Source organism: Rhizobium oryzicola (assembly GCF_030504645.1).
Lineage (GTDB): Bacteria > Pseudomonadota > Alphaproteobacteria > Rhizobiales > Rhizobiaceae > Neorhizobium > Neorhizobium oryzicola.
This window is the reverse complement of record NZ_JAUKWQ010000008.1, coordinates 70285-94112: the sequence shown is the minus strand read 5'-3', so window position 1 is coordinate 94112 and position 23828 is coordinate 70285. Positions and strand designations below refer to the sequence as shown.

Below are 23828 nucleotides of genomic sequence, written 5' to 3'. Positions count from 1 at the left end.
GGGCTCTATAGATCAAGCACCCAGGTCTGGCCTTTGAGTTCCGGGCCGAACATCGTGTGGCGTTCCTCAGACACAAGGCGGAAACCCGCTGACCTGTAGATGGCACGCGCCGCATCCAGATTGTCGTTGGTCCAGAGGCTGACCTGTCGATAGCCGCATTGACGGGCGAACTGAATGGCTTCACTGACGAGCAGTTTGCCGAGCCCCAATCCGCGTGCGGCCTCTTCGACATAGAGCAATCGCAGTTTGGCGGTGCCCGCGCCCCCATTGGCGATAAAGATCGAGCCCAGCCTTTGGCCGGCGCGTTCGGCAATCCATCCCCGTTCCATGGCGGGGTTAAAGTTTTTCAGGAATTGCCCCGCCACCTCGGCCGCCAGTGCCTCGAACCGGTCATTCCAGCCGAAGGCCGTCGTGTAGAAGCGGGTCTGCGCCTCTATGACCCAACCCATGTCGCCGGGACGATGGGAGCGCAGGACAACGGGGCTTTTGACCTTGTCTCCACCCCGCAGCAGATCCTGAACGGTGCGCATGGCGGTCACCAGCGCCTGTTCACCATCCACGCCAAGTGGGATCAGAGACTGTGCCACCTGCTGGCGAGACTGATCGCGCAGTGTCTCCCATTCCCCTCTTCCCGTTTCCGTCAGGAACAGGTTCAGGCTGCGCCTGTCATTCTTGTCCTGTTCTGTATGCACAAGGTTCTGCGAGCGAAAGCGCCTGAGGATGCGGCTGAGATAGGCGGGATCGATATGCAAATCGCGCGTCAGGTCCGCGGCGGTCACGGTCGCACGAGAGCCGATCTCATAAATCACCCGGGCTTCCGTGAGCGAGTATGGAGACTGAAGATAGGCTTGAGAAAGCAACCCTAGACGGTCTGTGTAGAACCGATTGAAGCTTCGGACCGTATCGATGACGTCAGACATGAAATCCTCCTGTGGAGGACTTTGTCCAATAATTAGTTGACTTAGTCAAATAAAATTGCCGGCGACGCATTGACGTGCGTCACCGGCACTGCAAGCTCAGCCAAGTGCTGCCTTATGCTGCTGGAAAAAGTCTGCCAGCGACTGCGGCTTGCGACCCGTCAGCTTCTCGAAATCATCGGTTACGAGATCGAAATTGCCAGCGCGGACATTGGCATCCGAAGAAACGACGAGATCGACCACGAAATCTGGAAGCCCAGCGCCACGAGCGCCAGCTGCCAGCTGTTCATCATTGACCTTTGTCACCGCGAGCGGCTTGCCGGCTGCCTTGGAAATGGCGTCCGCGATCTGATCCGCATTCAGGGATTCGGCTCCCGTCAAGGTGAGGATGGTGTTGCCGGCGGGCGGGTTGGCGAGCGCGGCTGCTGCGGCAGCGGCACAGTCTTCACGCGAGATGTTTGCAACGCGACCTTCGCCCATCGCCGTGTACCAGGTTCCGACGGCGAGGTTATGCGGCATGCTGCCCAGGTAGTTATCGAAGTACCAGGAATTGCGAATGATGGTGTAGGCGAGGCCGCTGGCCTTGATGGCCTGTTCAGTTCCCAGATGGTCGGGCGCAAAGCTGACCACAGACTTGTCTGGGTTCGGCATGGATGTGTAGAGAACGTGCTTGACGCCCGCCTTGGCCGCTGCTGCCACTGCAGCGGTGTGCTGCTTAAGGCGCAGGCCCGGCACCGCCAGCGTGTCCGTCGAAATGATTAGAACGCGATCGACGCCGGTGAAGGCTGCTTCGAGGCCCGAAGGATCATCAAAATCGGCCTTGCGCGTTTCGATGCCTTGCGCTTCGAACGCCGCCAGCTTCGCCGTGTCCCGGCTTGCGGCAATGAGATCGGATGCTGCGACCTTGCCATCCTTCAGCAAGTGGCCAATAATGGCCTTGCCCAACTGGCCGGATGCGCCGGTGACAAGAAGCTTCGTCATGCGAATGGGTCCTTTTTGATAGGGTTCGAACAGATGCGCTCTCTTTTTGAGAGTTGCTCTTAAATAGAGATTGACTGCCATCTGTAAAGAAGGCACTTTCCCGCCAGATCGTTACCTAAAGGGAACTATCATGGACCAGCGGGCGCCTATCGATTTTCTCAAAGTTGACCAAAGTAGCGAATGGGACCAGGACAACTGTCCGGTGCGCTCCGTCATGGCGCCGATCTCGGGCAAATGGTCGACACTGCTGCTGCACGCGCTGTCTGAAAGGCCGTATCGCTTCGGCGAGTTGCGACGCCTGGTGCCGGACATCTCCCAGCGCATGCTAACCCAGACGCTGCGGGATCTGCAACGCGACGGATATGTGAACCGCACGGTTTTTCCCACCAAGCCGCCGAGCGTCGAATACAGCATGACGCCCCTCGGCCATTCGTTGTTTTCGCGTCTTTATCTTGTCATCGAATGGTCGGTGCAAAACCACGCATCTGTGCTGGAGGCAAGACAAGCCTTTGATGAGGCCGAAACCTCTGCCTGAGCCTCACCCCTGGGGCTTCGGCAGCGACTTGTCACCCTTGCACTTGGCCAGCGGCAACTGCTTTACAGAGATGATCTCGGTGATCCTGCGTGCGCGCTTGTCGGTCTCGACAGACATGCATGTGCAGGCATAGCCATAATAGCCGTTGGTTTTGACGAATTCGCCGGCGGAAAAGTCCGGCATCTTGTCGACGCCTTTGGGTTCGACATCCGACCCTTGGGTCATGATCGTCCAGGAACCTTCACGATCATCAAGCCAGTAGTTTCCGGGTGTTGGGTTTTGGACCCACCCGCAACGGTTTTCGGCGGCCAAGGCCGGGGCGAACGACAAGACGGCGATCAGGCCGGCCCTCATAACGGTTGCGATCCTCATTGCGTGCCTCCAGCATCCCTATGAACCCATGCTGATGGCTAAGCAGATTCCGCGCTGCTTCGGCAAGCGCCGTGAGCTATGCGCGGCTCGCGAGAGGAGTGTCCGTCCTACTCCGCCACCACAAACCAGGAGGCTGAGGAAGGGCTTGGCGCGTTGCAGGCCATTCCTCTGCCTCGCTGAGTTGCGAGATCAGCCCGTGAACTTGTTGCGGTGATGCGGCTGTTTGGACTGCTTTGGAGCGGGGCCTTGCTGGCCAGCCGGTGGCGGCGCGGATGTGCTGGTTGTCTGCTGCTGGTTGTTCGCAGGAGCTTTCTTGGGGCTCGCGGCTTCTGAGATCGTGATGCTGGCAAGCAGCGCCATCATGGTTGCGGCGATAAGGGTGCGCATGGGTGTTTCCTTTATTTCTGTTTATGAGCGGAAGCAAATCTTCGCGCTTCGCAGACATAGGCAGGCGATTGTTGCAGCTCAATTACAGTAGGTCCTGCGCATTTTGCATTGCAGCATTGCTTGCGTCGCCGGCCCGCCTCGCAAAGATTAAAATGTTTTTCAAAATCAGACGCTTAATTCTTCTTTGCGAAAATCGACAGTTGCCAAAATAATGGAACATTCGATTGTTCACTCCTGAGTGAAGCAGTGTTCATGGAACAATCAGCCGGTCGATGAAAGTGCTTGACGCGCCGATTTTCGGACGCTAGAACGCGGAACCGTACCGTACGGTACTTTATCGGGAGGTGGAAGTGTCCGTTCAGTTGCCAGACATGCCAGAGTTTACGCCACGCCAGAACGCTGTTCTGGAACAGGCGCTGAAGCTTCTGGTGAGCGGCGGCGAGAAGGCGCTCACCACTTCCGGTCTCGCCCGTGCGGCCAATTGCTCCAAGGAAAGCCTTTATAAGTGGTTTGGTGATCGCGATGGCCTTCTGGCAGCGATGATTGCCTACCAGGCGAGCAAGGTGCGCACGGCCGAACGCAGTGGGGGACGCCTGACGGCGGATCTCTTGCGGGAACATCTGGAAGTTTTCGGGCGCGATTTGCTTGAGGTTCTGTCCGGCGATGTCTCGCTGGCGCTAAACCGTCTGGCGGTGGGGCAGGCCAGCCGGGAAGGCTCAAAGCTCGGCACGCTTTTGATCGAGCATGGACGCCGGCAGATCGATCGCCGCGCCATCGGCCTGATGGACGCGGGACGCCGCGCGGGCTTGCTGCGCTTCGAGGATGCCGACAGTGCCTATCATACGCTTTATGGCCTCATCGTCTCGGATCTGCATGTGCGCATGCTGCTGGGCGAACCGGGCCTGAAAGACAATGCACGCCAGGCCAAGAAGGCGGTTGCTGCCTTTCTGGTGTTGCACGGTCTCGATACCAATTCCGAAGGTGGCAATTAGGCTGCCCAAGGGTCATGAGCCATTCAACAAACAACACGCATAGGGAAGGATAAAACGATGCGCGTCTATTACGATCGCGATGCCGATCTCAATCTCATCAAGTCCAAGAAGGTCGTCATCGTCGGTTACGGCTCCCAGGGCCGCGCCCACGCGCTGAACCTGAAGGATTCCGGTGCCGCCAACGTCGCCATCGCCCTCAAGGCCGGCTCCCCGACCGTCAAGAAGGCCGAAGCTGATGGCTTCAAGGTCATGACCGTTGCCGAAGCTGCCGCCTGGGCAGACCTTCTGATGATGGCAACCCCGGACGAACTGCAGGCCGATATCTACAAGGCCGAGATCGCTCCGCACATCCGTGACGGCGCAGCAATCGCCTTCGCGCATGGCCTCAACGTTCACTTCGGCCTGATCGAGCCGAAGTCCACCGTCGACGTCGTCATGATCGCTCCGAAGGGCCCGGGCCATACGGTTCGTGGCGAATACCAGAAGGGCGGCGGTGTGCCTTGCCTGGTTGCCGTTCACCACAATGCGTCCGGCAATGCGCTTGAACTCGCTCTCTCCTACGCCTGCGGCGTTGGCGGCGGCCGTTCGGGCATCATCGAAACCAACTTCAAGGAAGAGTGCGAAACCGACCTCTTCGGCGAACAGGTCGTTCTCTGCGGCGGTCTCGTCGAGCTCATCCGCGCCGGTTTCGAAACGCTTGTCGAAGGCGGTTACGCGCCTGAGATGGCATACTTCGAGTGCCTGCACGAAGTGAAGCTGATCGTGGACCTGATCTACGAAGGCGGCATCGCCAACATGAACTACTCGATCTCCAACACGGCCGAGTGGGGCGAATATGTCACCGGTCCGCGCATCATCACGGCTGAAACCAAGGCTGAAATGAAGCGCGTTCTGCACGACATCCAGACCGGCAAGTTCACCTCCGACTGGATGCAAGAATACCGTTCGGGCGCTGCCCGCTTCAAGGGTATCCGCCGCCTCAACGACAGCCACCAGATCGAAGAAGTCGGCACGAAGCTGCGCGCCATGATGCCGTGGATCGGCAAGAACAAGCTGGTGGACAAGTCGGTCAACTAATCATTTGACGGGAAGTTAGGGCCGATTTTTCGGCCCTAACTGAACAGAGATCCGACATATATTTTGTTGTCGGAGAGGATGTCTTCGATTTCTTCCATGTATGAAACGAGTTCCTTCAGGAAGTGTACGGCAGAAAACGTCTTTGTGTGCTTTCTGTCTGATTTAACATCTATGATTGCTTCTACTTCTATTCTGTTTTTCATCATTTCGTATATATCATTGGATAAACATTGGGGAATATGCTTGGTTAATACGATATCTTGGCTATGAATTATGTTTCCAATGATATTCCAACAGTTGTCGGTGGCCTGCTGGTCGTTTTTGTAAGATTCGGATTTGACAATCTTGAGGTTTCTCTTTTTCAGAAGGTGCTGGCTTTTTGTGAGTTCGGCCAGCCTCCTTATTGAAATTGCTAGGATGATGAGATCCTTGTGAGCAAGTTCCTCTGATACTATCTGGTATTCTCCGTTACCTATTTTTTCGATGTTTTTTGATGTGGCGAAGCATGCCATCCGAGCAATGCGTTCGTTAGTTTCGTAATACGAATGCTTACAGAGCTGCTCGTTGAGTTTCGGGGGTGTCATATTGTGGCCTACCGTTCGTCATACGGTAGCACGCTACATCTATTTGTTCGAGTTTCTATTGCTTCTTTATGATGAAATGCTGGCCCTGAAAGGGCGGGCTTTGGCTCCGCCTTTTCAGCTGTCAGGCACGAGTTTCGTCACCGTGAACTGCTGCCGGATTTGGAAGCCAAGCCGTTCATAGACCCTGATCGCCCCGATATTGCTTGCATAGGCATGCAGGAAGGGACGATCGCCGCGCTGGACGATGCCTTCGATGACCTTTGCACATAAGCGCATGGCCAAGCCCGCACCGCGAAAATCCGGATGCGTGCAAACGCCGGAGACTTCCGTGTAGCCTTGAAAGTGCATGCGTTCGCCTGCCATCGCGACGAGACGCCCATCAACACGCATCCCGAAAAACCGGCCGAGCGTGTGGGTGCGTGCGGCGAAAGGGCCGGGTGCCGTCAGTTGCGCGAGCGCCAGCATGTCGGGTGCATCCGTGTCGCCGAGTGTAATCACCTCTCCCGGATCAGGCAGGTTCAATTGGTCCGTCGCCACCATTTGTACCGCCTCCGCAACCAAGTCCGCCCGACAGCCGTTCGGGATCTTGGGCGCGTGCGCCTGAAGCAGAATCAGCGGGCCGCGATTCGCAACAAGTTCGGCCAGATCTGCAAGCGTCTCCGGCGTCTCGTCCAGTGTTGCGGCGAGCGGGCCGATATCTGCCGCGTAGGCGCGTGCTCGCTCCGTCCCTATGGAGACTTGCCTGTGCGGGCCGGAGAGGGCGGCCCAGATGGGGCGATCAAGAGGCATTGCCATGCGTTTCCCTTCCTGGAGGTTTTGACGAATGCGTTCAGCAAGCGGCAGTGCGGACAGGCCCGCTTCGATGGCGTCGAGCCTGTCGATCAGGGATGTGGAAGCGTCAGCACACAGATCACGAACTGCAGCCTCGACCGCAGGCCAAAGCTTTCTCTGCCCGGCATCGACCAGTGCCGTTCCGGCTGGCGTAGCGGCAAGGGTTCGTGTCCGCTTGTCGGCTTCATCCTGTGTCAGGGAGATAAGGCCACTTTCCACCAGGCGGGCCGTGAGTTTTGTCGCCGCAGGCTGGCTCACGCCGAGCGCTTCAGCCAATCCGCCAATCGTCAGGGTGCCATTTTGCGCGACCGCGCCAAGCGCCGTCCAAAGACCGGGCGCTGTCGGCATGCCGAGTTCCGTCGAGACATTGGCAACGTCATTCTGCATCCGCTCGCCCAGCCTTTTCAACCGGGTACCAAGGGCCAGATAGCCGTGGGCGCGAACGAAATCTTTGGTCATGATGATCTCCTCCACACCATGATACATAACCGGTTATATTTATCAATACGGGGATGCCGGGTTGTGGTCCAATGAATCTGTCTATTGCGCGTCGCGGCCTTTGCAGAAGTTAAAGGCCGGGGCGAAAGCTCCGGCCTTTTCCGTGTGATGCTCAAGCTGACACGGTGCGGGTCCAGCCGTGCTCGTCGTTGGTGACGCCCTTCTGCAGGCCGACGAGTTTTTCGCGCAGTTCGGTAGTGAGCTTGCCGGTCTGGCCGTCGCCGACCAGGAATTCGCCTGCGGAATGCTTGACCAGACCGATACCCGCCAGAACAGCAGCGGTGCCACAAGCGAACGCTTCGACCAGTTTGCCGCTTGCCGCGTCGGCCTGCCACTCTGCGAAAGAGTAGGGGCGTTGTTCGACGCGCAGGCCCTTTTCTTCAGCAAGCACGATCACGGAAGCGCGCGTGATGCCGGGCAGGATGGTGCCGCCGAGCGGCGGGGTGACCACCGATCCGTCATTCATGACGAAGAAGACGTTCATGCCCCCCAGTTCTTCGACCCAGCGGTGCTCCGCAGCATCAAGGAAGACGACCTGGTCGCATTCTCTCTTGTAGGCTTCGGCTTGCGCCACGAGGCTTGCGGCATAGTTGCCGCCGCATTTGGCAGCGCCTGTGCCGCCAGCGGCTGCGCGCGTATATGCCGTTTCCACCCAGAGCGACACCGCCTTGGCGCCACCCTTGAAGTAGGCGCCGACGGGCGAGGCGATGATGCAGAAGATATATTCCTGTGCCGGACGGACCCCGAGGAAGGCCTCGTTGGCAAACATGAAGGGGCGAAGATAAAGGCTGGCGTCGCCCGAGGGGATCCAGTTCTTGTCGATCCGGACCAGTTCCTCGACTGCCTTCAGAAAGAGTTCTTCCGGCACGGCAGGCATCGCCATGCGCTCTGCTGATTGCGCGAATCGGCGGGCGTTTTCTTCGGGCCGGAAGAGAAGAATGCGGCCGTCATCTGCCTTGTAGGCTTTCATGCCCTCGAAGATTTCCTGCGCGTAATGAAGTACGGCGCTGGCCGGATCGAGTTCAAGCGGCCGTCGCGCCGTCACCTTCGCATCGTGCCAGCCTTTGTCGGCAGTCCACTTGGCCAACACCATGTGATCGGTAAACACCTTGCCGAATCCCGGCGTTTCCAGGGCGCGGATTCGGTCAGCGTCCGGAACCGGAGACTGGTGGAATTCGATTGTGATTTCAGGAGAGTGCGAGGTCGCGGTCATTGCTGGCACCTTGATAGTCCATTGAAGAATGGGCGGCACACTACTGCCGCCATCCCTGTTTTGGAAAGCTCTGTTTCACCGAGTTTCGGCATTTGACTCAAAACAATCTTCTCATCCTCCGCCGCCGCGTACTTGCGCCGCTAAGGCGTTCCCGAGCCACCGTAATTCACTCGATAGGTCAGTATTGTTGACATATCATTTATTGCGTGATTTTGTGTGGAGACGATAACAAAATTTCGAGGAAACCTCCGTGCTGGATTGGGATCATATTTTCGCCACGCGCTCGTCGCGCATGCGCGCTTCTGAAATTCGCGAACTGCTGAAGCTGCTGGAGCGGCCGGACATCATCTCGTTCGCCGGGGGCATTCCCGATCCGGCGCTGTTTCCGGATGTGGCCTTCAGCCAAGCCTACGCGGAGATCTTTTCCGGCCCCCAGGTGAACGCCGCCCTGCAGTATTCGGTCAGCGAAGGCTACAAACCGTTGCGCGAATGGCTGGTCGGTGAAATGGCGAAATTCGGCATCCCTTGCGGGGCCGACAACATCTTCATCACGTCGGGTTCGCAGCAGGCGCTGGATTACCTTGGCAAGCTGTTCCTGTCGCCGAAGGATACGGCGCTAGTGACCTGGCCGACCTATCTCGGCGCGCTGCAGGCCTTCAACGCCTATGAGCCGAATTACGACCAGTTGACGCCGGGCGGCAATCGCACGCCGGATGCCTATCGCGAAACGGCGGCGAAGAACGGTGGCGCGGTCAAGTTCGCCTATCTTTCTGCCGACTTCTCGAACCCGACGGGCGAGACGGTCGATCTGCAGGGTCGCCAGAAGCTGCTCGAACTCGCCGACGAACTGGACATCGCCGTCATCGAAGACGCAGCCTACCAGCATCTGCGTTACGATGGAGAGGCCGTGCCGCCGATCATGGCGCTCGATATCGCGCGTTCCGGCGGCATCGAGAACACGCGCACCATCTACTCCGGCAGCTTTTCCAAGACGCTCGCGCCAGGCCTGCGCGTCGGCTATGTCGTTGCCAACTCTTCCATCATCCGTAAGCTGGTGTTGATGAAGCAGGCTGCTGATCTGCATTCATCGACGATCAATCAGATCGCGATCACCACGGTGGCGGAACGCTTCTTCGAAGAGCAGGTCGCCAAGATCAGGGCTGCCTACAGCGCACGCCGGAATGCCATGCTGGCGGCACTCGCCAGGTACATGCCTGTTGGGACGAGCTGGACAAAGCCGGAAGGCGGCATGTTCGTCTGGGTTACGCTGCCCGCGAATCTCGACGGGGCCGAACTGCTGGCCCGTTCGATCGAGACAGAAAAGGTTGCCTTCGTTCCGGGTCAGGCCTTCTTCGCCGATCGCTCCGGCGCCAACACGCTGCGTCTCTCCTTCTCCTGCGCCAACGAGGCGATGATCGAGGAAGGAATTCAGCGTCTTGGCCGCCTGATCCGCAACGCGGAAGCCAAGGCCGCCTGAGGCGACAATTTCGAACGCGCGGCTCCGTATGTATCAGTGTACGGGGCCGTTTTGCGTTTTGCGGAAACTTTCCTCTATAATTCCGCTTTGTCATATCTCTGTTAGACACCCATGATTTAGCGGAGCATCCAACTTGAGGGGTGCTCCATGAAGACGCTGCTTTCCGCTTTCTCCGCTGTCATTGCGCTGGGTGTTTTTGCCAGTTCCGCCCAGGCTGCTGATCTGGTTCTCTACACCAGCCAGCCGAACGAAGATGCGCAGGCCACCGTGGATGGGTTCAAGGCCGCCAATCCCGGCATCTCGGTCGATTGGGTGCGTGACGGTACACCGAAGATCATGGCAAAGCTGATGTCCGAGATCCAGGCGGGTGCGCCGGTTGCCGACGTTCTCCTGATTTCCGACACGGTCACGTTCGAGCGCATGAAGCAGGACAAGCTGCTGATGGCCTACAAGTCGCCAGAGGCGAAGGCCTATGACGCATCTCTCTATGACGCCGATGGCTATTACTACTCGACCAAGCTCATCACCACAGGCTTCATGTACAACACCCAGGCCGGCATGAAGCCGAAGAGCTGGAAGGATCTGGCGAAGCCCGAAGCCAAGGGTCTCGTCACCATGCCAAGCCCGCTCACCTCGGGTGCCGCTCTCATCCACGCCCAGACGCTTGCCAATGTGCCGGGTCTCGGCTGGGATTACATCAAGGCTCTCAAGGCCAATGGCGCAACCGCAGCGGGCGGCAATGGTGCCGTTCTGAAATCGGTCGCCAGTGGCGAGAAGGCCTACGGCTTCGTGGTCGATTACATGCCGATCCGTGAAAAAGCCAAGGGCGCGCCGGTGGAGTTCGTCTTCCCGGAAGAGGGCGTTTCCGCCGTGACCGAGCCGGTCGCGATCGTTGCCGGCACCAAGCACGCCGAGGCCGCCAGGAAGTTCGTGGATTATGTGCTGTCGGAAAAAGGCCAGGACGGCTTCCTGAAGCTCGGCTATATCCCGGCCCGTAACGGCATGCCGGTTCCGGCTGGTTTCCCGGCGCGCGAAACGATCAAGCTTCTGCCGCTGAACCCGGGGGATGCGCTGAAGAACAGCGACAAGGACCTGAAGACCTTCACCGATATCTTCGGTTCCAACGGCTGATCGATCCGGTCCATGCTGTCCAGGTTTTCAGGAAACAGCCAGCCGCGCTGGCTGTTTCCGTTTGTGGTCCTCTGCCTGTTTCTGCTCAGCGTGTTGCCGCTGGGGCGGTTGGCGCTGACCGGCCTTCAGTCGCTTGTGAAGGGCGGCAATCATCAGATCCTTCTGGAGCCTTCGCTCTGGCTTGCGGTCTGGAATACGCTGATCACCTCTCTCTGGGGCACGGTCATTTCGGTTCTGATCGGCGGCAGCTTCGCCTTCCTGCTCACGCTGTTTAACGTGCGGGGCAGGGGCGTCCTCGCCTTCCTGTTCATGCTGCCGATGATGATCCCGCCGCAGGTGACGGCGCTCTCCTGGATCGGCATGACCGGCCCCTCCAGCACGCTTTTGAAGGCGATAGGTCTTGCGCCGCCGCTTGGTAGCCCGCAGCCGCTCTATTCGCTGGGCGGTATTGCGCTGCTCTACGGTGTGCAGAATGCGCCGCTGGTCTATCTCGCGCTCCGCGCCAGCCTGCTGTCCATTCCCCGAGACGGCGTTGAGGCGGCGCGGCTGTCCGGCGCATCGCCCCGGCAGGTGCTGTCGCATATCATCTTTCCGCTGGTCATGCCCGGGCTGATCGCCGGTGCGGCTATCTCCTTCGTCTCCTGCGTCGGCAATTTCGGCATTCCGGCGATCCTCGGCATTCCGGCCTCGATCTACACGCTGACGACGCTCGTCTATTCGAAGTTCGCCAGTTTCGGCGCCAGCACCTTCGGCGACATCTCCATTCTTTCCGGCTTGATCGCTGTGCTGTCGATCCTCGGGCTTCTGGTCGAGGAGAGGATGCTGCGCGGTCGCGATTTCCGTGTGTTGGGGCTGTCCGGACCAACGGCTGCCTTCCAGCTGGGCCGCTTGCGGGTGCCGGTCGGAATTCTTCTGTGGATCGTCATGGCGGCGATCCTGTTCCTGCCGCTGCTGGCGCTGGTCGCGAGTTCGCTGGCGCCTGCGTATGGTGTGCCGCTGACAATGAAGACGGTGACCTTCCGCGCCTATGAGGAAATCATCTTCCGGCAGGCGATCACGCGGACGGCGTTTCAGAACTCGTTGCTGCTGTCGTCGCTGGCCGCACTCATCCTGCTCTGCATTTCGGTGCCGGTCTGCTATTTCGTGGTCAGAAGTGGCCGGCGCGTCGCGACACTGGTGTCGGGGCTTGCCGATATTCCCCATGCGCTGCCGGGCATCGTGATTGCCGTTGCCTTCATCCTGCTCTGCGCCGGGCCACTGCCGCTGGTGGGTGTCACCATTTACGGTACGCTCTGGATCATACTGCTGGCCTATTGCTCCGCCTTCCTCTCCGTCAGCCTGCGGCCCGTCGTCAGTGCGTTCCGGCAGCTGGATCCGTCGCTGGAAGAGGCGGCGCGGCTGGCGGGTGCAGGGTTCATCCGGCGCATGATTGACATCCTGATGCCGCTGATGGCGCCTGCCTGCGGGGCTTCGGTCATTCTCGTCTTCCTCATCGCCTCGCATGAGCTGACGGTCTCGGCGCTGCTCTGGTCGGCGGGAACACAAACGCTGGGCGTGGCGATCTACAATCTCGATGACAGTGGCAGCTTCAATCTGGCGTCTGCGCTGTCCGTGCTCGTGGTGGTGATGGTGATTGCCGTGATGGCCGTTCTGGAGCTGGTGGCAGACCGTCTGCCGAAGGGAGTGGTGCCGTGGCGCAGTTGAGCCTGAACCATCTGTCAAAAAGCTTCGGCGCAGGCAGACCGGCCGTGAATGACCTGTCGCTGACAATTCGCGATGGCGGTTTTCTGGCGCTGCTTGGGCCCTCTGGTTGCGGCAAGACGACGGTGCTTCGGATGATCGCCGGCTTCGAGCAGCCGACCGGCGGCAGTATTCGTCTTGGTGAACGGGTGCTGGCGGATGAGAAAAGCTTCATTCCCCCGGAAGCCCGCAATATGGCGATGGTCTTTCAGTCCTATGCGCTGTGGCCGCATATGACGGTGGCCGAGAATGTAGGGTATCCCCTGAAGGTGCGCGGCATCGGCGGCGATGCACGGAGCCGCAAGGTGCGGGAGGCGCTCGCCTCCGTGCGGCTGGAGGACTATGCGGATCGCAGGCCTGCGGCCCTTTCGGGCGGTCAGCGACAGCGCGTGGCGCTGGCGCGCTGCCTTGTAACAGAACCGGATGTGGTGCTGCTGGATGAGCCGCTCGCCAATCTCGACCGGCATCTCCGCCAGGAAATGGAAGAGACCTTTCGCGAGTTTCATCGTCGCTCCGGTGCCACCATGGTCTACGTCACGCACGACCAGTCGGAGGCCATGGCACTTGCAACCGATGTCGCCATCATGTCCGAGGGAAAGCTGTTGCAGGTCGGTGCGCCGGAGGCGATTTACGCAGAGCCAGAAGGTCGCGTGGTGGGAAGCCTGATCGGGCAGGGCGCTATCCTGTCCCTTCCCATTTTCCCATCGTCGCCGCGGCGTCTGGACTGGCTGTCGCTGTCGCATGCACTACGCCCGGTCATGCAGCCGCATCCGGATGTGCGCACTGCAGATGTCCTTATTCGTCCACAAGATGTCGAACTGGCGCCCGAGGGAATCCAGGCTAAAGTGGAGACAAGCCTGTACGAGGGCGAGCGTTACGCCTTGCGGCTGACACTTTCGGACGGGCAGATGCTGCGCGCCTTCAGCCGCCTTCCGGTTCGGGTTGGAGAGTTGGTTCGAGTCAGGATTGGTTCAGGTTGGCGTTTGTAGGTTCAGGCAAACACAGGAGATTTGCATGAAGTTCGGCGCGCAGGGCTGGCCCGTGGAAGGCACCGTCTTTCCGATCAAGGATGTGGACGTCCGCATGGAGGATGGTCAGCATTCGTTCGAAGCGGCGCATGAGGCTGAGATTGCCGCCAACTGGCAGAGGGAAGTGAAGGCCAATCCCGCGCTCTACAACGGCAAGATCCTCATGCAGGAAGAGATCAGCCTGCAGGATGGCGTGCTGCGGGCCACGGGGCGGTTGGCTTTCTTTTCCACGCTGTTGTGGTGGCGCAAGCAGGCCAGGCCCTCCAGCGGTTACACCCTGGTCGGTACTGCCGTGCCTGTCTCGTCCGATGGTGCAATCATCGCGATCCGCATGGCCTCGCATACCGCCAATCCCGGCAAGGTCTATTGTGCGGCGGGCTCGCTGGACGGCTCTGACGTGACGGATGGTCGTTGCGATGTCATTGGAAATATGACCCGCGAACTGCTGGAGGAAACCAGCCTTGATATCGCCGAGAGCACACCGGACGGGCCGCTTTACGCCACATGGACGGGCCGCCGGGCCTATGTCTTCCGCCTGCATCGCTTCCCGATGACTGCCGAGCAGATCTGCGCGCAGGTCCGTCGCCACATGGCGGACCAGTTCGAAAGCGAAATCGATGATGTTCTGCCGATCCGCTCTGCCGATCCCAATGCGCAGAACTATGATTCCATGACACGCCTGCTTTTGCCTTTCTTTTTTGAGGATGTTTCGCGCGCGACGGGTTGAACCCAAAAGCCTCCTCGGGCAGGTTGGCGCCGCCCCGCAACAAATGAGGAGGACTGTTCTTGGGAATGCGCTACGCCATCTACGACGTTTTCACCGCAACCAGACTGGCCGGAAATCCGCTGGCAGTCGTCTTTGACGGTGACGGACTTTCTGATGAAACCATGCAGGCGCTGGCCCAGGAGTTCAATCTTTCCGAGACGGTCTTTGTCCAGACCTCAACCAATCCTGCCCATGCCGCGAGCCTTCGCATCTTCACGCCCGGGCGAGAGCTTCCCTTTGCCGGACATCCGACTGTCGGTACCGCTGTTGCTCTGGCGGAACTGGATCCGAATCGTCCCGGGCCGGAACTCGATATGGTCTGCGTGCTGGAAGAAAAGGTCGGCCCAGTGCGCTGCGCGGTCCGGCTGCGGGAAGGCGAGGCGGGCTTTGCGGAATTCGATCTGCCGCGCACGCCCAATTCCATTGAACTGCCGCTGGACCGGCAGGGACTGGCCGATGCGTTGGGCGTCAAGGTTTCCGATCTCGGCTTCGAGAATCACGCCGTCTCCATCTGGAGCGCCGGAGTGCCGTTTCTGATGTTGCCGCTGCATAATCTGGCAGCAGTGCAGGCGATCGAATTCGATCCGACGTTGTGGGAGAGGGCCGCACCCTTTGTAGAAGGGCGGTTGGCGTCAGCCTATGTCTACTGCCGCGGCGGCGTACACCATGCGGCAAAATTCCATGCGCGCATGTTCTCGCCTGATATGGGCATTCCCGAAGATCCGGCGACGGGTGGTGCGGCTGCGGCGCTTGCCGGTGCCATCCACCATTATGATGCGCTGCCGGACGGTCACCATCCGATCCTGATCGAACAGGGCGTGGAAATGGGCCGTCCTTCCTTCATCCATCTCCACCTCGATATCAAGGAATCCACCATTGCCCGTGCGCGGATCGGTGGGCAGGCGGTGCGCGTCGCTTCCGGCATACTGGATATGTGACCTCTCCCGAATCATTGTCGCATTTCATCCGCAGTTCGCTGTTAGAACAGGTGACATGTGCAGATCATGGACGCTTGTCGTTCGTCAGTCCGTGATCGTCCGATATCGGGCACATGAAGAATTCGGAAGGCTTGTGGAACCGAAACAACGGTGCTGCGTTATGGGCCTCCGAGCGGGAGATGGACGATGAATGCCCTGTTGGTTGAAGCAAGCCTGAAACGCGGCCCTGACGAGCGTATTGCGCTCGGGATTATGAATGTCCGCCAGGCCGCTGCACTTGCCTTGCAAGGCATCGAATTCTCCATACTTCGCCGGGCGGATGCAACGCCTCCGCTTGTCCTGAACCGTCAGGATTTATTGCGCCTGAGCGAACAGGACTGAAACTTCCAAGAACAGCCGCGACAGTCGTGCGTATAGCGGCACGAGTGCCGCCCTATGGGCGGTTTACATATTTTAGGAGTGATCATGATCAGGAGTGAGAAGAGGCCGACAGACGAGCCGCTGAACTCTGAGGATCTGGCAAAGTGCCAACAGGTGTTCGAGAAGCTGAAGGCGGAAATTTGCCCGCCTGACGACCAGGAGGAAACCAATCGCCTTGCGGCGATCACCATCGAACTCTACCGGCAGGGCGTGCGCCGCGAGGAGCAATTGCGGGAAATGGTGGCAGCGGCCCGCGGGCATCAAAGCGCGCAGGATGCAGGAGATATCCTACGCCATTAGGCCGTTATCCTGCCGTGTTTTGAAGGCGAATTCAAACGCGGGTCATGCAGTGGCCCGCGTTTTTCATTGGCGCCTGTCAAAGCTATTGCCGTTTACGTAAACTGCGGTTTATATCTCCGGGTTATCTTTGTTGGCCGACAGCGCATCCTGGGGAGGAGCAATGCCCGTACCGTCATCATTCCAGAACCTTCGCCTGCCCGCGGTTGCCGCACCGATGTTTCTGGCCTCGGGGCCGGATCTTGTCGTAGAAGTCTGCCGCTCCGGGGTGGTGGGAACTTTACCGGCACTGAACCAGCGCAGCACACAAGGCTTTGCGGACTGGCTGAATGAAATTTCCGAGCGCCTGAAGCCACATCCGACCGCAGCACCATTCGGCGTCAACATCATCGTGCATCGCTCCAATCCGCGGGTGGAGGCTGACCTGATGGAGATCGTCAAGCATAAGGTGCCGCTGGTGATCACATCCCTGGGGGCCGTGCCCGATGTGGTGAACGCTGTTCATTCCTATGGCGGCCTTGTCTTCCACGATGTCATCAATCGCCGCCATGCGGAGAAGGCGGTCGAAGCCGGCGTGGATGGATTGATCGCAGTCTGTGCGGGTGCGGGTGGCCATGGCGGAACACTGAGCCCCTTTGCCTTCATTCCGGAAATCCGCTCTTTCTTCTCCGGCACCATTCTCCTGTCCGGTGCCATCAGCAATGGCCAGCAGATTGCTGCTGCGCGCATGATGGGCGCCGACCTTGCCTATCTCGGGACTCGCTTCCTGGTCACACGCGAGTCGCTTGCCAGTGACGCACAAAAGGAGATGACGGCTAAGGCTAGAGCTGGCGATATTGTCTATACTCCGGCAATCTCCGGCGTTAACGCCAATTTTCTGCGGCAAAGCATCGTAGCCGCGGGGCTCGATCCTGAAAACCTCGTCGCGCATGGTGCGATGGATCTGGGCAATGAGGCCAAGGCCTGGAAGACGGTCTGGTCGGCAGGGCAGGGCGTTTCCGCAATCGACGACATCCCCGGCGCCGCTGAGCTCTGCGAACGGTTGATCAGGGACTATGCGGAGGCCTGTGCAGCCGCTGCAAAGGATCCTTTTGCGGCACGCTGAGGACAGTCAAACGGATGTGATGCGCCGGGAGATGTTGTGACGACGTGCATCATCTTCGATAATCCTTTGATATCATTTGGTGTTTTCTAAAGAGCCACATCTGTATCTAGATATTGGCCGAACCGCTCTATTGTTTCCGCCTCAATTGATTTCCATGTTCCAGGTGTTGGAACAACACAGCCTCCGTACATGGTGCGGGGCGCATGGAGTAAGAGCTATGAAGCGTCTCGTTATTGCCAGCATATTTGCCTTGGCCGGAGTGAGCACAGTCGCATTTGCGGAAGAGCTGAGCCACGCGTCTGATGGTCGTCTGAGCATTGAGTCGCCCGGTGCGACGGTACGGCAGGATGTGACCGAGAATGGTCACCGCTATGCCGAGACATTCGTGGTGCAGCCGAATCATACGTTGAAGCTCGTCGATCGAGTCAGCCTCTGACGTTGCTGCCCCCGGAAGCGATGCTCTCCCGGGGGCCATTTGCAGATTGGTCATGTCGCTCATGAAAGAGCATGGCCGTGACCTATTGCTTCCAGCTGCGGAAATCCGAAGCCGTGCAGCCATATGGGGCAGGTCCGTCACCGAAGCGCTTCTTCAGTTGCGCGCAGCCCCATTCGTTCAGCGGTTGCGGCATGGCGTTGTTGATGTCCATGCCCGGCTTTTGAAATTGCGTCGGTGAGGCGAGGACATACCAGAGCCAGAAGCCCGTAATCCCCACGACGAGCAGAAGCATAAGACCGAGGAAGGTTTTGATACCGCCCCAGAGGGAGCCGCTCTTTACCGCTGGGGGCGGCGCGAGATCGGAAGAGTTTGCATTGCCGACAAGAGAAGCCAAGGGCGCCAAGGCCGCGGTGCGCTCCTGATCCGTCAGGTCGATTCGCCGCAATTGCCTGTCGAGTAAAACAGGCAGAGCGGTGCTGCCGTGCCGCACTGCCATCGCGACCGGCTTTCCCCCATTTTCCCCGATAATGATCGGCTCTTCTCCTTCGCGCATATGCGTATAGGCGGTGCGCTTCGTCTTCCCGTCTGCGATCTTGTCGCTGTAGGTGATGAACAGACGTCCCTTCTTGTTCTGAACGCTACTGATTTCCACGGGAATCGGCGTGAGTAGCGCGGGGTGGCCCAACTGCCCTTTCACGCGCCAGATGCGAAGGCCCAGGAACAGCATTGCGAGGCTCGACCCAAGCAGTAAAACGCAGAGCGTGGAAAAGGTGATGATACGGTTCCACAGCTTGTCCAGCCCGAGGCTCATGGTCGCCAGTTCGGGATGATCGCTCGCAATGACGATGCCGGTCTCATAGTCTCCCATGTGAAAATCGACGAACATCACCTCCACGTGGGATGAGTAGCTCTGGCCTTGGTAGCTGTAGCGAAGCTGAGCCTCGCAATCGGTAAAGACGAACTTGCGCGTTGTGCAGCGGCCGTTGTCGATATCACCATCATCCAACGGCAAAGGGCTTTGACTGATCTGATAGTCGCGAAGAAGGCCAGGACCCTGAGAGAGGACGATAAAAATCGCCAGAGCCAGAATGACGGGCGTGGACCAGAAAAACGCCTTCGGCGCGGAAATGACGCTGCGGGAAAAGGAAAACGGTCGATTGGGAAGATTGAGAGTAGGCGGGAGCATATGACACCTCGTGCCACCGGACTGCATAGCCGCTTAAACGCGCATAGCAAATCCTGGAGAATGGACTGACGCCCGCTCATCTAGAGGCATGGTTCCACATAACCAGATCAGGGAAGCTGAATCTTTGTCAACTGTCGCAGGAAGCCTATTCCCCCGATTGATTGCACGTCTGGTCATCGGACAGCAAAAAGCCCCGAACTGTCATAGTTCGAGGCTTGACGCACTCAGCATTTCCGAATGCCTGATCAGGCGCAGCGATCCGCGCCAGCAGCCTTCGTCACTTCATTAACGGAACGAACGCGAAGCGATCGACCGGATATCGTAGCGGGTCAGGCCGATGTCGTTCAGAGCCTGGTTCGACAGGCCGCTGAGTTCATTCATCGTACGACGGTAGCTGATCCAGCTCTTTGCAATGCGGATAGGGTTCATGGGTGTTTCCTCGAATTTTTTGCCTGAAGCTCTTCGTCTTCATGAGCTGAGGGTCTTATACATCCACTTGATATGCGAGTGCAGTGCAAAAACTCATCAACTGCTATGCGTTTGTGCAGGTGTATGCCGCATTTTGCAGCGAAGCATAAATTCGAGGCGACGGTGCCTTGGTATTGAGCTCTGGCAGGGCGGGAAGCGCGCAAACGGAAGGCACAAAAAAACGCCCCCCGTTTGGGAGGCGTTTTAGCGAAGCCAGGTTATGGCGTCGGATATTAGATGCCGACAGCGGTGCGGGCAACGCGACGGATGTCCGAGCGGCCAATGCCGAGGTCGCTGAGTTCGCGGTCCGACATGCGGCCGAGTTCAGTTACGGTCTGACGATACTTGCGCCAGTTATTGAGCGAGCGTGCGATGTTCATGGTCGTTTCCTTTTTTAATCGATTTGGGAGGCCGTTTGCCGTCCCTCAATTTGATGAGCTGAATATATGTTGCGCCGCGTCATTTAAACAGCGCCCATCCCGTATGCCACCTATGCGGTTCATGCATTGCTGGTGAATCGCAATTAACGCCTGTGGTGAAAAACTGTGCGGTATAGATGTGGGGAGGGACGATGAGGTGGCCTGAAACGCAAAGCGCTCACCGGGGGAGGAGGTCCGGTGAGCGCCATGGGAGGTGACTGACGACTGGGAGGAGGAGTGTCGTCAGTCTAATCGAAGGATTGCCGGGAGGAGGAGGTGCAACCTTCGAAGCTATGTACTCGGTTAACCGAGGGCTGTCGGCAGTGCCGTGGCGGTTGCCAGACCGCCTTTGTTGAAATTGATGATATGCAAAAGCGGTTCTCTTGTGCAGCGCAATATCGGCATGAGAGGCATACCATCAGCGCATGGCTCTCTCCATGCACGTTGCATCATTGGCTTCGACCGCAACCAGCGCTTACACCAGCGCGGGGTTCCTTTTGTAGGAGTGGTCTGTCTGACTTATCCCTGTGGTTTATGTAGGGGCATCGCGCGCTTTGTCATTTTTCCTTTGCGCTGAGAAAATCGGGTGATATAGAGACGCGCGCTCCGGAAGGCCTCTGCGCGAGGATTTTCGACGCGGTTTTGGGGCGCGGGTATGGTGAAATTGGTAGACACGCCAGATTTAGGTTCTGGTGCCGCAAGGCGTGGGAGTTCAAGTCTCTCTACCCGCACCACTCCGCTGAGTCCGCAGCCATGTGCCGGTGACGGCTGCAGGCGGCATAAGACCCCAGCGCATACGAGATTGCATCCAAGCCACGACCGGCGAATGTTCCGGCGTCGTGCTCATTAAAACAACGGCTGTCTGAGCACCGCCGAATGATATGAAGGTATGACAATGCAGGTTATCGAAACGCTCGCTGAAGGGCTGAAGCGCGAAATCAAGGTCGTAATCCCGGCCAAGGACATGGAACAGCGGATGAACGAACGCCTGGCTGACGCCAAGGACAAGGTTCGTATCAACGGCTTCCGTCCGGGCAAGGTGCCAGTCGCACACCTGAAGAAGGTTTACGGCAAGTCCATCATGGCCGATGTCGTGAACGAAATCGTGCGCGATCAGCCTGCTGCCATTCTTTCCGACCGCGGCGAAAAGTCTGCAACGCAGCCGAACATCACCATGACTGAAGATGAAGCCGAAGCTGATAAGATCTTGAATGCTCAGGCCGACTTCGAATTCACGCTGTCCTACGAAGTCCTGCCGGCGATCGAAATCCAGCCGACCAGCGGCATCAAGGTGACCCGCGAAGTCGTTGAAGTCTCCGAAGAGGAAGTCAACGAACAGATCCTTAAGATCGCCGAAAGCGCCCGCGCTTACGAAGCCAAGGATGGCGCCGCCGAAAATGGCGACCGCGTGACGATGAACTATCTCGGCAAGGTTGATGGCGTTGCCTTCGATGGCGGCGCTGCCGAAGATGCCGACTTGGTTATTGGCTCTGGCCGCTTCATCCCCGGCTTCGAAGACCAGCTGGTTGGCGTAAAGGCTGGCGACGAGAAGGTCATCACGGTTACCTTCCCGGCTGACTACCCGGCTGCAAACCTGGCTGGCAAGGATGCGACCTTCGACATCACCGTCAAGGAAGTTGCAGCTCCCGCCGCCCAGGAACTGAACGACGAACTGGCTTCCAAGCTCGGCATCGAATCGCTCGACAAGCTGAAGGAAATCGTTCGTGGCCAGATTGAAAGCCAGTACGGCAGCGTGACCCGCCAGAAGGTCAAGCGTCAGATCCTCGACCAGCTGGACGAACTCTACAAGTTCGAAACCCCGGCAACCCTCGTTGATGCCGAGTTCGAAAACATCTGGCGCCAGATCAACACCGATCTCGCACAGTCCGGCAAGACCTTCGCTGACGAAGACACGACCGAGGAAGAAGCACGCGAAGAGTATCGCAAGCTTGCCGAGCGTCGCGTTCGTCTCGGCCTCGTTCTCTCCGAAATCGGCGAGAAGGGCGGCGTTGAAGTGACCGAGGAAGAAATGCAGCGCGCTCTCTACGCTCAGCTGCAGCAGTTCCCGGGTCAGCAGAAGGAAATCCTTGATTTCTTCCGCAATACGCCTGGCGCTGCCGCTTCGCTGCGCGCTCCGATCTTCGAAGAGAAGGTTGTTGACAAGCTGCTGACCGAAATCGACGTCACCGACAAGAAGGTCTCCAAGGACGAGCTTCTCGCCGACGACGAAGATGGCGAAGTGAAGACTGAAAAGAAGAAGGCTGCTCCGAAGAAGAAGGCCGCAAAGGCTGAATCTTCTGAAGCGGCTGCCGAGGGCGAAGACGCTCCTGCCAAGAAGAAGGCGCCGGCCAAGAAGAAGGCTGCCGAGGGCGACGCCGAGTAATCGGCGCACCTTGCTTGCCAAGACAAAAGCCCTCCGAAGTGTTGCTTCGGAGGGCTTTTCTGTTTGAGCTATGTCACGATCTGAGCTGTTGCCGCAGAGACTACCCGGTCATGTTAAGCTTAGATGTCTATAGGGATGGTAGGGACCGATGCCGATCCCTCAGGCCGCTGCGCCTTTGGTTTGCAGCAGATCTGCGTCCGACTTTGCCGTGGCTGTCACAGAGGATTGACGGATGGCGTTCTCCATATGCCAGCCAAATGACCAGGCTTCCCGGAATTGTATGCGCTGATCCTCTGTGATGTTGGATTGCAGGGGAGCCATGAACGGGTTTTCCTTGACGGAGGCTCCGAGAAGGCGGGCTTTTGCCCCCCTGATCTGACACTCTAAAATCGCTTCAAGCATGGCATGTACTCTGACTGAAAGAGTTCAGGTTAAGGTTAGCAATGTGTTGCATCAAGCGGCGTCCAGTCTCTGTCCCGAGTATTTTCCTGAGGATTTTCAAATAATTCGGTTGCCGCGTTGCATATGTGATTCGGCACGCCTTGTGATCAACGAGGTTCATTTTGAAGGCTCAGATAGATCGGGTCGAAACCCGCAAAGCGCTGCAGGCGGCTCCAGTCCAGAATGGTAATGGTCTCTCGAGTCCAGACGATCAGTTCCTCGCGGCGCAATTCCTGGATCACGCGGTTCATGTGGACGAGCGAGAGGCCGAGCACGTCGGCCATTTCCGTTTGCGATAGGGGCAGGTGAAAGCTCAAGCCCTCCACGCGGCCGACCACTTGCAGGCGCTGATGGAGTTCGCAGATGATATGCGCCAGATGTGCAGCACGAGACCGGCGCCCCATGGCCACGATCCATTGCCGATAGATGGCCCCTTGGATCAGAGTATCCAGCCAGAGCAGACGTGTCAGATGGGGCGCAGTTTCCGTGATCTGTTTTAGCGCCTGATGTTCCGCTGTCGCGACGCGGCAGGGCGAAAGTGCAACAATGCCGTGATCCATTGTGTGAACCAGGAATGCATGCAGATCGATGAATTCACCCGGCACGTGGATGGCGGTGAATTGACGGTTGCCGTCGGCGGTGATGTTATAGCGCGCGGCAAATCCGTCCAGCAGAACGGTGCTGTGAGTGGGGCGGTCACCTTCGGAAACAATATCTTCACGGGTCGCGAAACGCCGCTCGCGCGTCAGCGCAGAACGAAGCAGCGCCCGTTCATCTTCGCTCAACACGTCTCGGCGTTCGAAATTCAGGAACAGGGGCTCGAGCATTCTTCCTCCACGCCTCATCGAAGCGTGATCAGGAATTAGGGCTCGCATCCATTAGCGCCAGCTAAGTTGGAACATTTTTTTGCAAAGCCGATTTTGGAGAGGCAATGCAAGGTGGAACATGACATGGCGCGCTATCATTTCGATATTCACAATGGAGATGGACCGACCAGCGATGCGGTGGGCATGGAATTGTCCTCCCGGGCCGAGGTGCTGGCGGAGGCCGGAAAGATCCTCTCCGACATTGCACGGGATGAAATTCCTGGGCATGACCGGATATCCATCGTTCTGAAGGTCAGGGATGAGCGCGGCGTGCCGATCTTCATCAGCAGCCTGTCCTTCATGGCCGAGTGGCTGGATGATATGCCCCAGTGAAGCCATT

27 protein-coding genes and 1 tRNA gene are annotated in these 23828 nt (G+C 58.5%); 16 read left to right on the top strand and 12 right to left on the bottom strand.

Annotated features, from left to right (window positions below; all coding sequences use genetic code 11):
• Nucleotides 1–5: 5 nt before the first annotated feature.
• Entirely contained in the window at nucleotides 6–920 is a 915-nt protein-coding gene (locus Q2T52_RS20285) for a bifunctional helix-turn-helix transcriptional regulator/GNAT family N-acetyltransferase (protein ID WP_302078668.1), read from the bottom strand.
• Nucleotides 921–1016: 96 nt separating this feature from the next.
• On the bottom strand, nucleotides 1017–1898 hold the full coding sequence (locus Q2T52_RS20280; protein ID WP_302078667.1) for an SDR family oxidoreductase: 882 nt from the start codon (nucleotides 1896–1898) through the stop codon (nucleotides 1017–1019).
• Between the two features lie 130 nt (nucleotides 1899–2028).
• Here Q2T52_RS20280 and Q2T52_RS20275 point away from each other — a divergent pair, with 130 nt between their 5' ends.
• Nucleotides 2029–2433, top strand: a complete 405-nt coding sequence (locus Q2T52_RS20275; protein ID WP_302078666.1) for a winged helix-turn-helix transcriptional regulator — start codon at nucleotides 2029–2031, stop codon at nucleotides 2431–2433.
• 3 nt (nucleotides 2434–2436) lie between these two features.
• On the opposite strand, the gene Q2T52_RS20270 is transcribed toward Q2T52_RS20275, so the two are convergent.
• Entirely contained in the window at nucleotides 2437–2805 is a 369-nt protein-coding gene (locus Q2T52_RS20270) for a DUF4087 domain-containing protein (protein ID WP_302078665.1), read from the bottom strand.
• Between the two features lie 189 nt (nucleotides 2806–2994).
• Complete coding sequence (locus Q2T52_RS20265) at nucleotides 2995–3192, bottom strand: hypothetical protein (RefSeq protein WP_302078664.1); 198 nt, start codon at nucleotides 3190–3192, stop codon at nucleotides 2995–2997.
• 371 nt (nucleotides 3193–3563) lie between these two features.
• Between Q2T52_RS20265 and Q2T52_RS20260 the strand changes: the two genes are divergently transcribed.
• Complete coding sequence (locus Q2T52_RS20260) at nucleotides 3564–4184, top strand: TetR/AcrR family transcriptional regulator (RefSeq protein WP_302078761.1); 621 nt, start codon at nucleotides 3564–3566, stop codon at nucleotides 4182–4184.
• Nucleotides 4185–4241: 57 nt separating this feature from the next.
• Nucleotides 4242–5261 (top strand): ketol-acid reductoisomerase, encoded by a 1020-nt coding sequence (gene ilvC, locus Q2T52_RS20255; RefSeq protein WP_302078663.1) that lies wholly within the window; start codon nucleotides 4242–4244, stop codon nucleotides 5259–5261.
• Between the two features lie 35 nt (nucleotides 5262–5296).
• Here ilvC and Q2T52_RS20250 read toward each other — a convergent pair whose 3' ends face one another.
• The 3 genes from Q2T52_RS20250 to Q2T52_RS20240 form a co-directional block, all read right to left on the bottom strand.
• Complete coding sequence (locus Q2T52_RS20250) at nucleotides 5297–5773, bottom strand: hypothetical protein (RefSeq protein WP_302078662.1); 477 nt, start codon at nucleotides 5771–5773, stop codon at nucleotides 5297–5299.
• A 186-nt stretch (nucleotides 5774–5959) separates the two neighbouring features.
• A complete protein-coding gene (locus Q2T52_RS20245) occupies nucleotides 5960–7135 on the bottom strand; it encodes a GNAT family N-acetyltransferase (protein WP_302078661.1) in 1176 nt (391 codons plus the stop codon).
• 151 nt (nucleotides 7136–7286) lie between these two features.
• Nucleotides 7287–8387: a branched-chain amino acid aminotransferase gene (locus Q2T52_RS20240; RefSeq protein WP_302078660.1), complete on the bottom strand. Its 1101-nt coding sequence runs from the start codon at nucleotides 8385–8387 to the stop codon at nucleotides 7287–7289.
• Nucleotides 8388–8637: 250 nt separating this feature from the next.
• Here Q2T52_RS20240 and Q2T52_RS20235 point away from each other — a divergent pair, with 250 nt between their 5' ends.
• From Q2T52_RS20235 to Q2T52_RS20190, 10 genes are all read left to right on the top strand, one after another.
• Nucleotides 8638–9864: an aminotransferase-like domain-containing protein gene (locus Q2T52_RS20235; RefSeq protein ID WP_302078659.1), complete on the top strand. Its 1227-nt coding sequence runs from the start codon at nucleotides 8638–8640 to the stop codon at nucleotides 9862–9864.
• A 147-nt stretch (nucleotides 9865–10011) separates the two neighbouring features.
• Complete coding sequence (locus Q2T52_RS20230; protein WP_302078658.1) at nucleotides 10012–10995, top strand: ABC transporter substrate-binding protein; 984 nt, start codon at nucleotides 10012–10014, stop codon at nucleotides 10993–10995.
• A 12-nt stretch (nucleotides 10996–11007) separates the two neighbouring features.
• On the top strand, nucleotides 11008–12699 hold the full coding sequence (locus Q2T52_RS20225; protein WP_302078657.1) for an ABC transporter permease: 1692 nt from the start codon (nucleotides 11008–11010) through the stop codon (nucleotides 12697–12699).
• Nucleotides 12687–13724, top strand: coding sequence for an ABC transporter ATP-binding protein (locus Q2T52_RS20220; protein WP_302078656.1), 1038 nt, complete (start codon nucleotides 12687–12689; stop codon nucleotides 13722–13724). Before Q2T52_RS20225 ends, Q2T52_RS20220 begins: the two co-directional genes overlap by 13 nt.
• A gap of 25 nt (nucleotides 13725–13749) precedes the next feature.
• The gene (locus Q2T52_RS20215; RefSeq protein WP_302078655.1) at nucleotides 13750–14490 is read left to right on the top strand and encodes an NUDIX hydrolase; all 741 of its coding nucleotides are present in this window, start codon (nucleotides 13750–13752) and stop codon (nucleotides 14488–14490) included.
• 65 nt (nucleotides 14491–14555) lie between these two features.
• Nucleotides 14556–15467, top strand: coding sequence for a PhzF family phenazine biosynthesis protein (locus Q2T52_RS20210; protein ID WP_436799564.1), 912 nt, complete (start codon nucleotides 14556–14558; stop codon nucleotides 15465–15467).
• 186 nt (nucleotides 15468–15653) lie between these two features.
• A complete protein-coding gene (locus tag Q2T52_RS20205) occupies nucleotides 15654–15848 on the top strand; it encodes a hypothetical protein (protein ID WP_302078653.1) in 195 nt (64 codons plus the stop codon).
• An 84-nt stretch (nucleotides 15849–15932) separates the two neighbouring features.
• On the top strand, nucleotides 15933–16187 hold the full coding sequence (locus Q2T52_RS20200) for a hypothetical protein (protein WP_302078652.1): 255 nt from the start codon (nucleotides 15933–15935) through the stop codon (nucleotides 16185–16187).
• Nucleotides 16188–16347: 160 nt separating this feature from the next.
• Nucleotides 16348–17289 (top strand): NAD(P)H-dependent flavin oxidoreductase, encoded by a 942-nt coding sequence (locus tag Q2T52_RS20195; protein WP_302078651.1) that lies wholly within the window; start codon nucleotides 16348–16350, stop codon nucleotides 17287–17289.
• A gap of 217 nt (nucleotides 17290–17506) precedes the next feature.
• Nucleotides 17507–17725, top strand: coding sequence for a hypothetical protein (locus tag Q2T52_RS20190; protein WP_302078650.1), 219 nt, complete (start codon nucleotides 17507–17509; stop codon nucleotides 17723–17725).
• Nucleotides 17726–17807: 82 nt separating this feature from the next.
• On the opposite strand, the gene Q2T52_RS20185 is transcribed toward Q2T52_RS20190, so the two are convergent.
• The 3 genes from Q2T52_RS20185 to Q2T52_RS20175 all read right to left on the bottom strand — a co-directional run bounded on the left by Q2T52_RS20185 (nucleotide 17808) and on the right by Q2T52_RS20175 (nucleotide 19759).
• The gene (locus tag Q2T52_RS20185; RefSeq protein WP_302078649.1) at nucleotides 17808–18911 is read right to left on the bottom strand and encodes a hypothetical protein; all 1104 of its coding nucleotides are present in this window, start codon (nucleotides 18909–18911) and stop codon (nucleotides 17808–17810) included.
• Nucleotides 18912–19196: 285 nt separating this feature from the next.
• Nucleotides 19197–19340: a DUF1127 domain-containing protein gene (locus Q2T52_RS20180; RefSeq protein ID WP_302078648.1), complete on the bottom strand. Its 144-nt coding sequence runs from the start codon at nucleotides 19338–19340 to the stop codon at nucleotides 19197–19199.
• 272 nt (nucleotides 19341–19612) lie between these two features.
• On the bottom strand, nucleotides 19613–19759 hold the full coding sequence (locus Q2T52_RS20175; RefSeq protein WP_302078647.1) for a DUF1127 domain-containing protein: 147 nt from the start codon (nucleotides 19757–19759) through the stop codon (nucleotides 19613–19615).
• Between the two features lie 688 nt (nucleotides 19760–20447).
• Here Q2T52_RS20175 and Q2T52_RS20170 point away from each other — a divergent pair.
• Both Q2T52_RS20170 and tig read left to right on the top strand, forming a co-directional pair.
• A tRNA-Leu gene (locus Q2T52_RS20170) sits at nucleotides 20448–20532 on the top strand.
• 161 nt (nucleotides 20533–20693) lie between these two features.
• On the top strand, nucleotides 20694–22181 hold the full coding sequence (gene tig / locus Q2T52_RS20165) for a trigger factor (RefSeq protein WP_302078646.1): 1488 nt from the start codon (nucleotides 20694–20696) through the stop codon (nucleotides 22179–22181).
• A 159-nt stretch (nucleotides 22182–22340) separates the two neighbouring features.
• Here tig and Q2T52_RS20160 read toward each other — a convergent pair whose 3' ends face one another.
• Both Q2T52_RS20160 and Q2T52_RS20155 read right to left on the bottom strand, forming a co-directional pair.
• A complete protein-coding gene (locus Q2T52_RS20160) occupies nucleotides 22341–22583 on the bottom strand; it encodes a hypothetical protein (protein WP_302078645.1) in 243 nt (80 codons plus the stop codon).
• 146 nt (nucleotides 22584–22729) lie between these two features.
• Complete coding sequence (locus tag Q2T52_RS20155) at nucleotides 22730–23449, bottom strand: Crp/Fnr family transcriptional regulator (protein ID WP_302078644.1); 720 nt, start codon at nucleotides 23447–23449, stop codon at nucleotides 22730–22732.
• Between the two features lie 123 nt (nucleotides 23450–23572).
• Here Q2T52_RS20155 and Q2T52_RS20150 point away from each other — a divergent pair, with 123 nt between their 5' ends.
• Nucleotides 23573–23821, top strand: a complete 249-nt coding sequence (locus Q2T52_RS20150; protein ID WP_302078643.1) for a DUF6894 family protein — start codon at nucleotides 23573–23575, stop codon at nucleotides 23819–23821.
• Nucleotides 23822–23828: the final 7 nt, after the last annotated feature.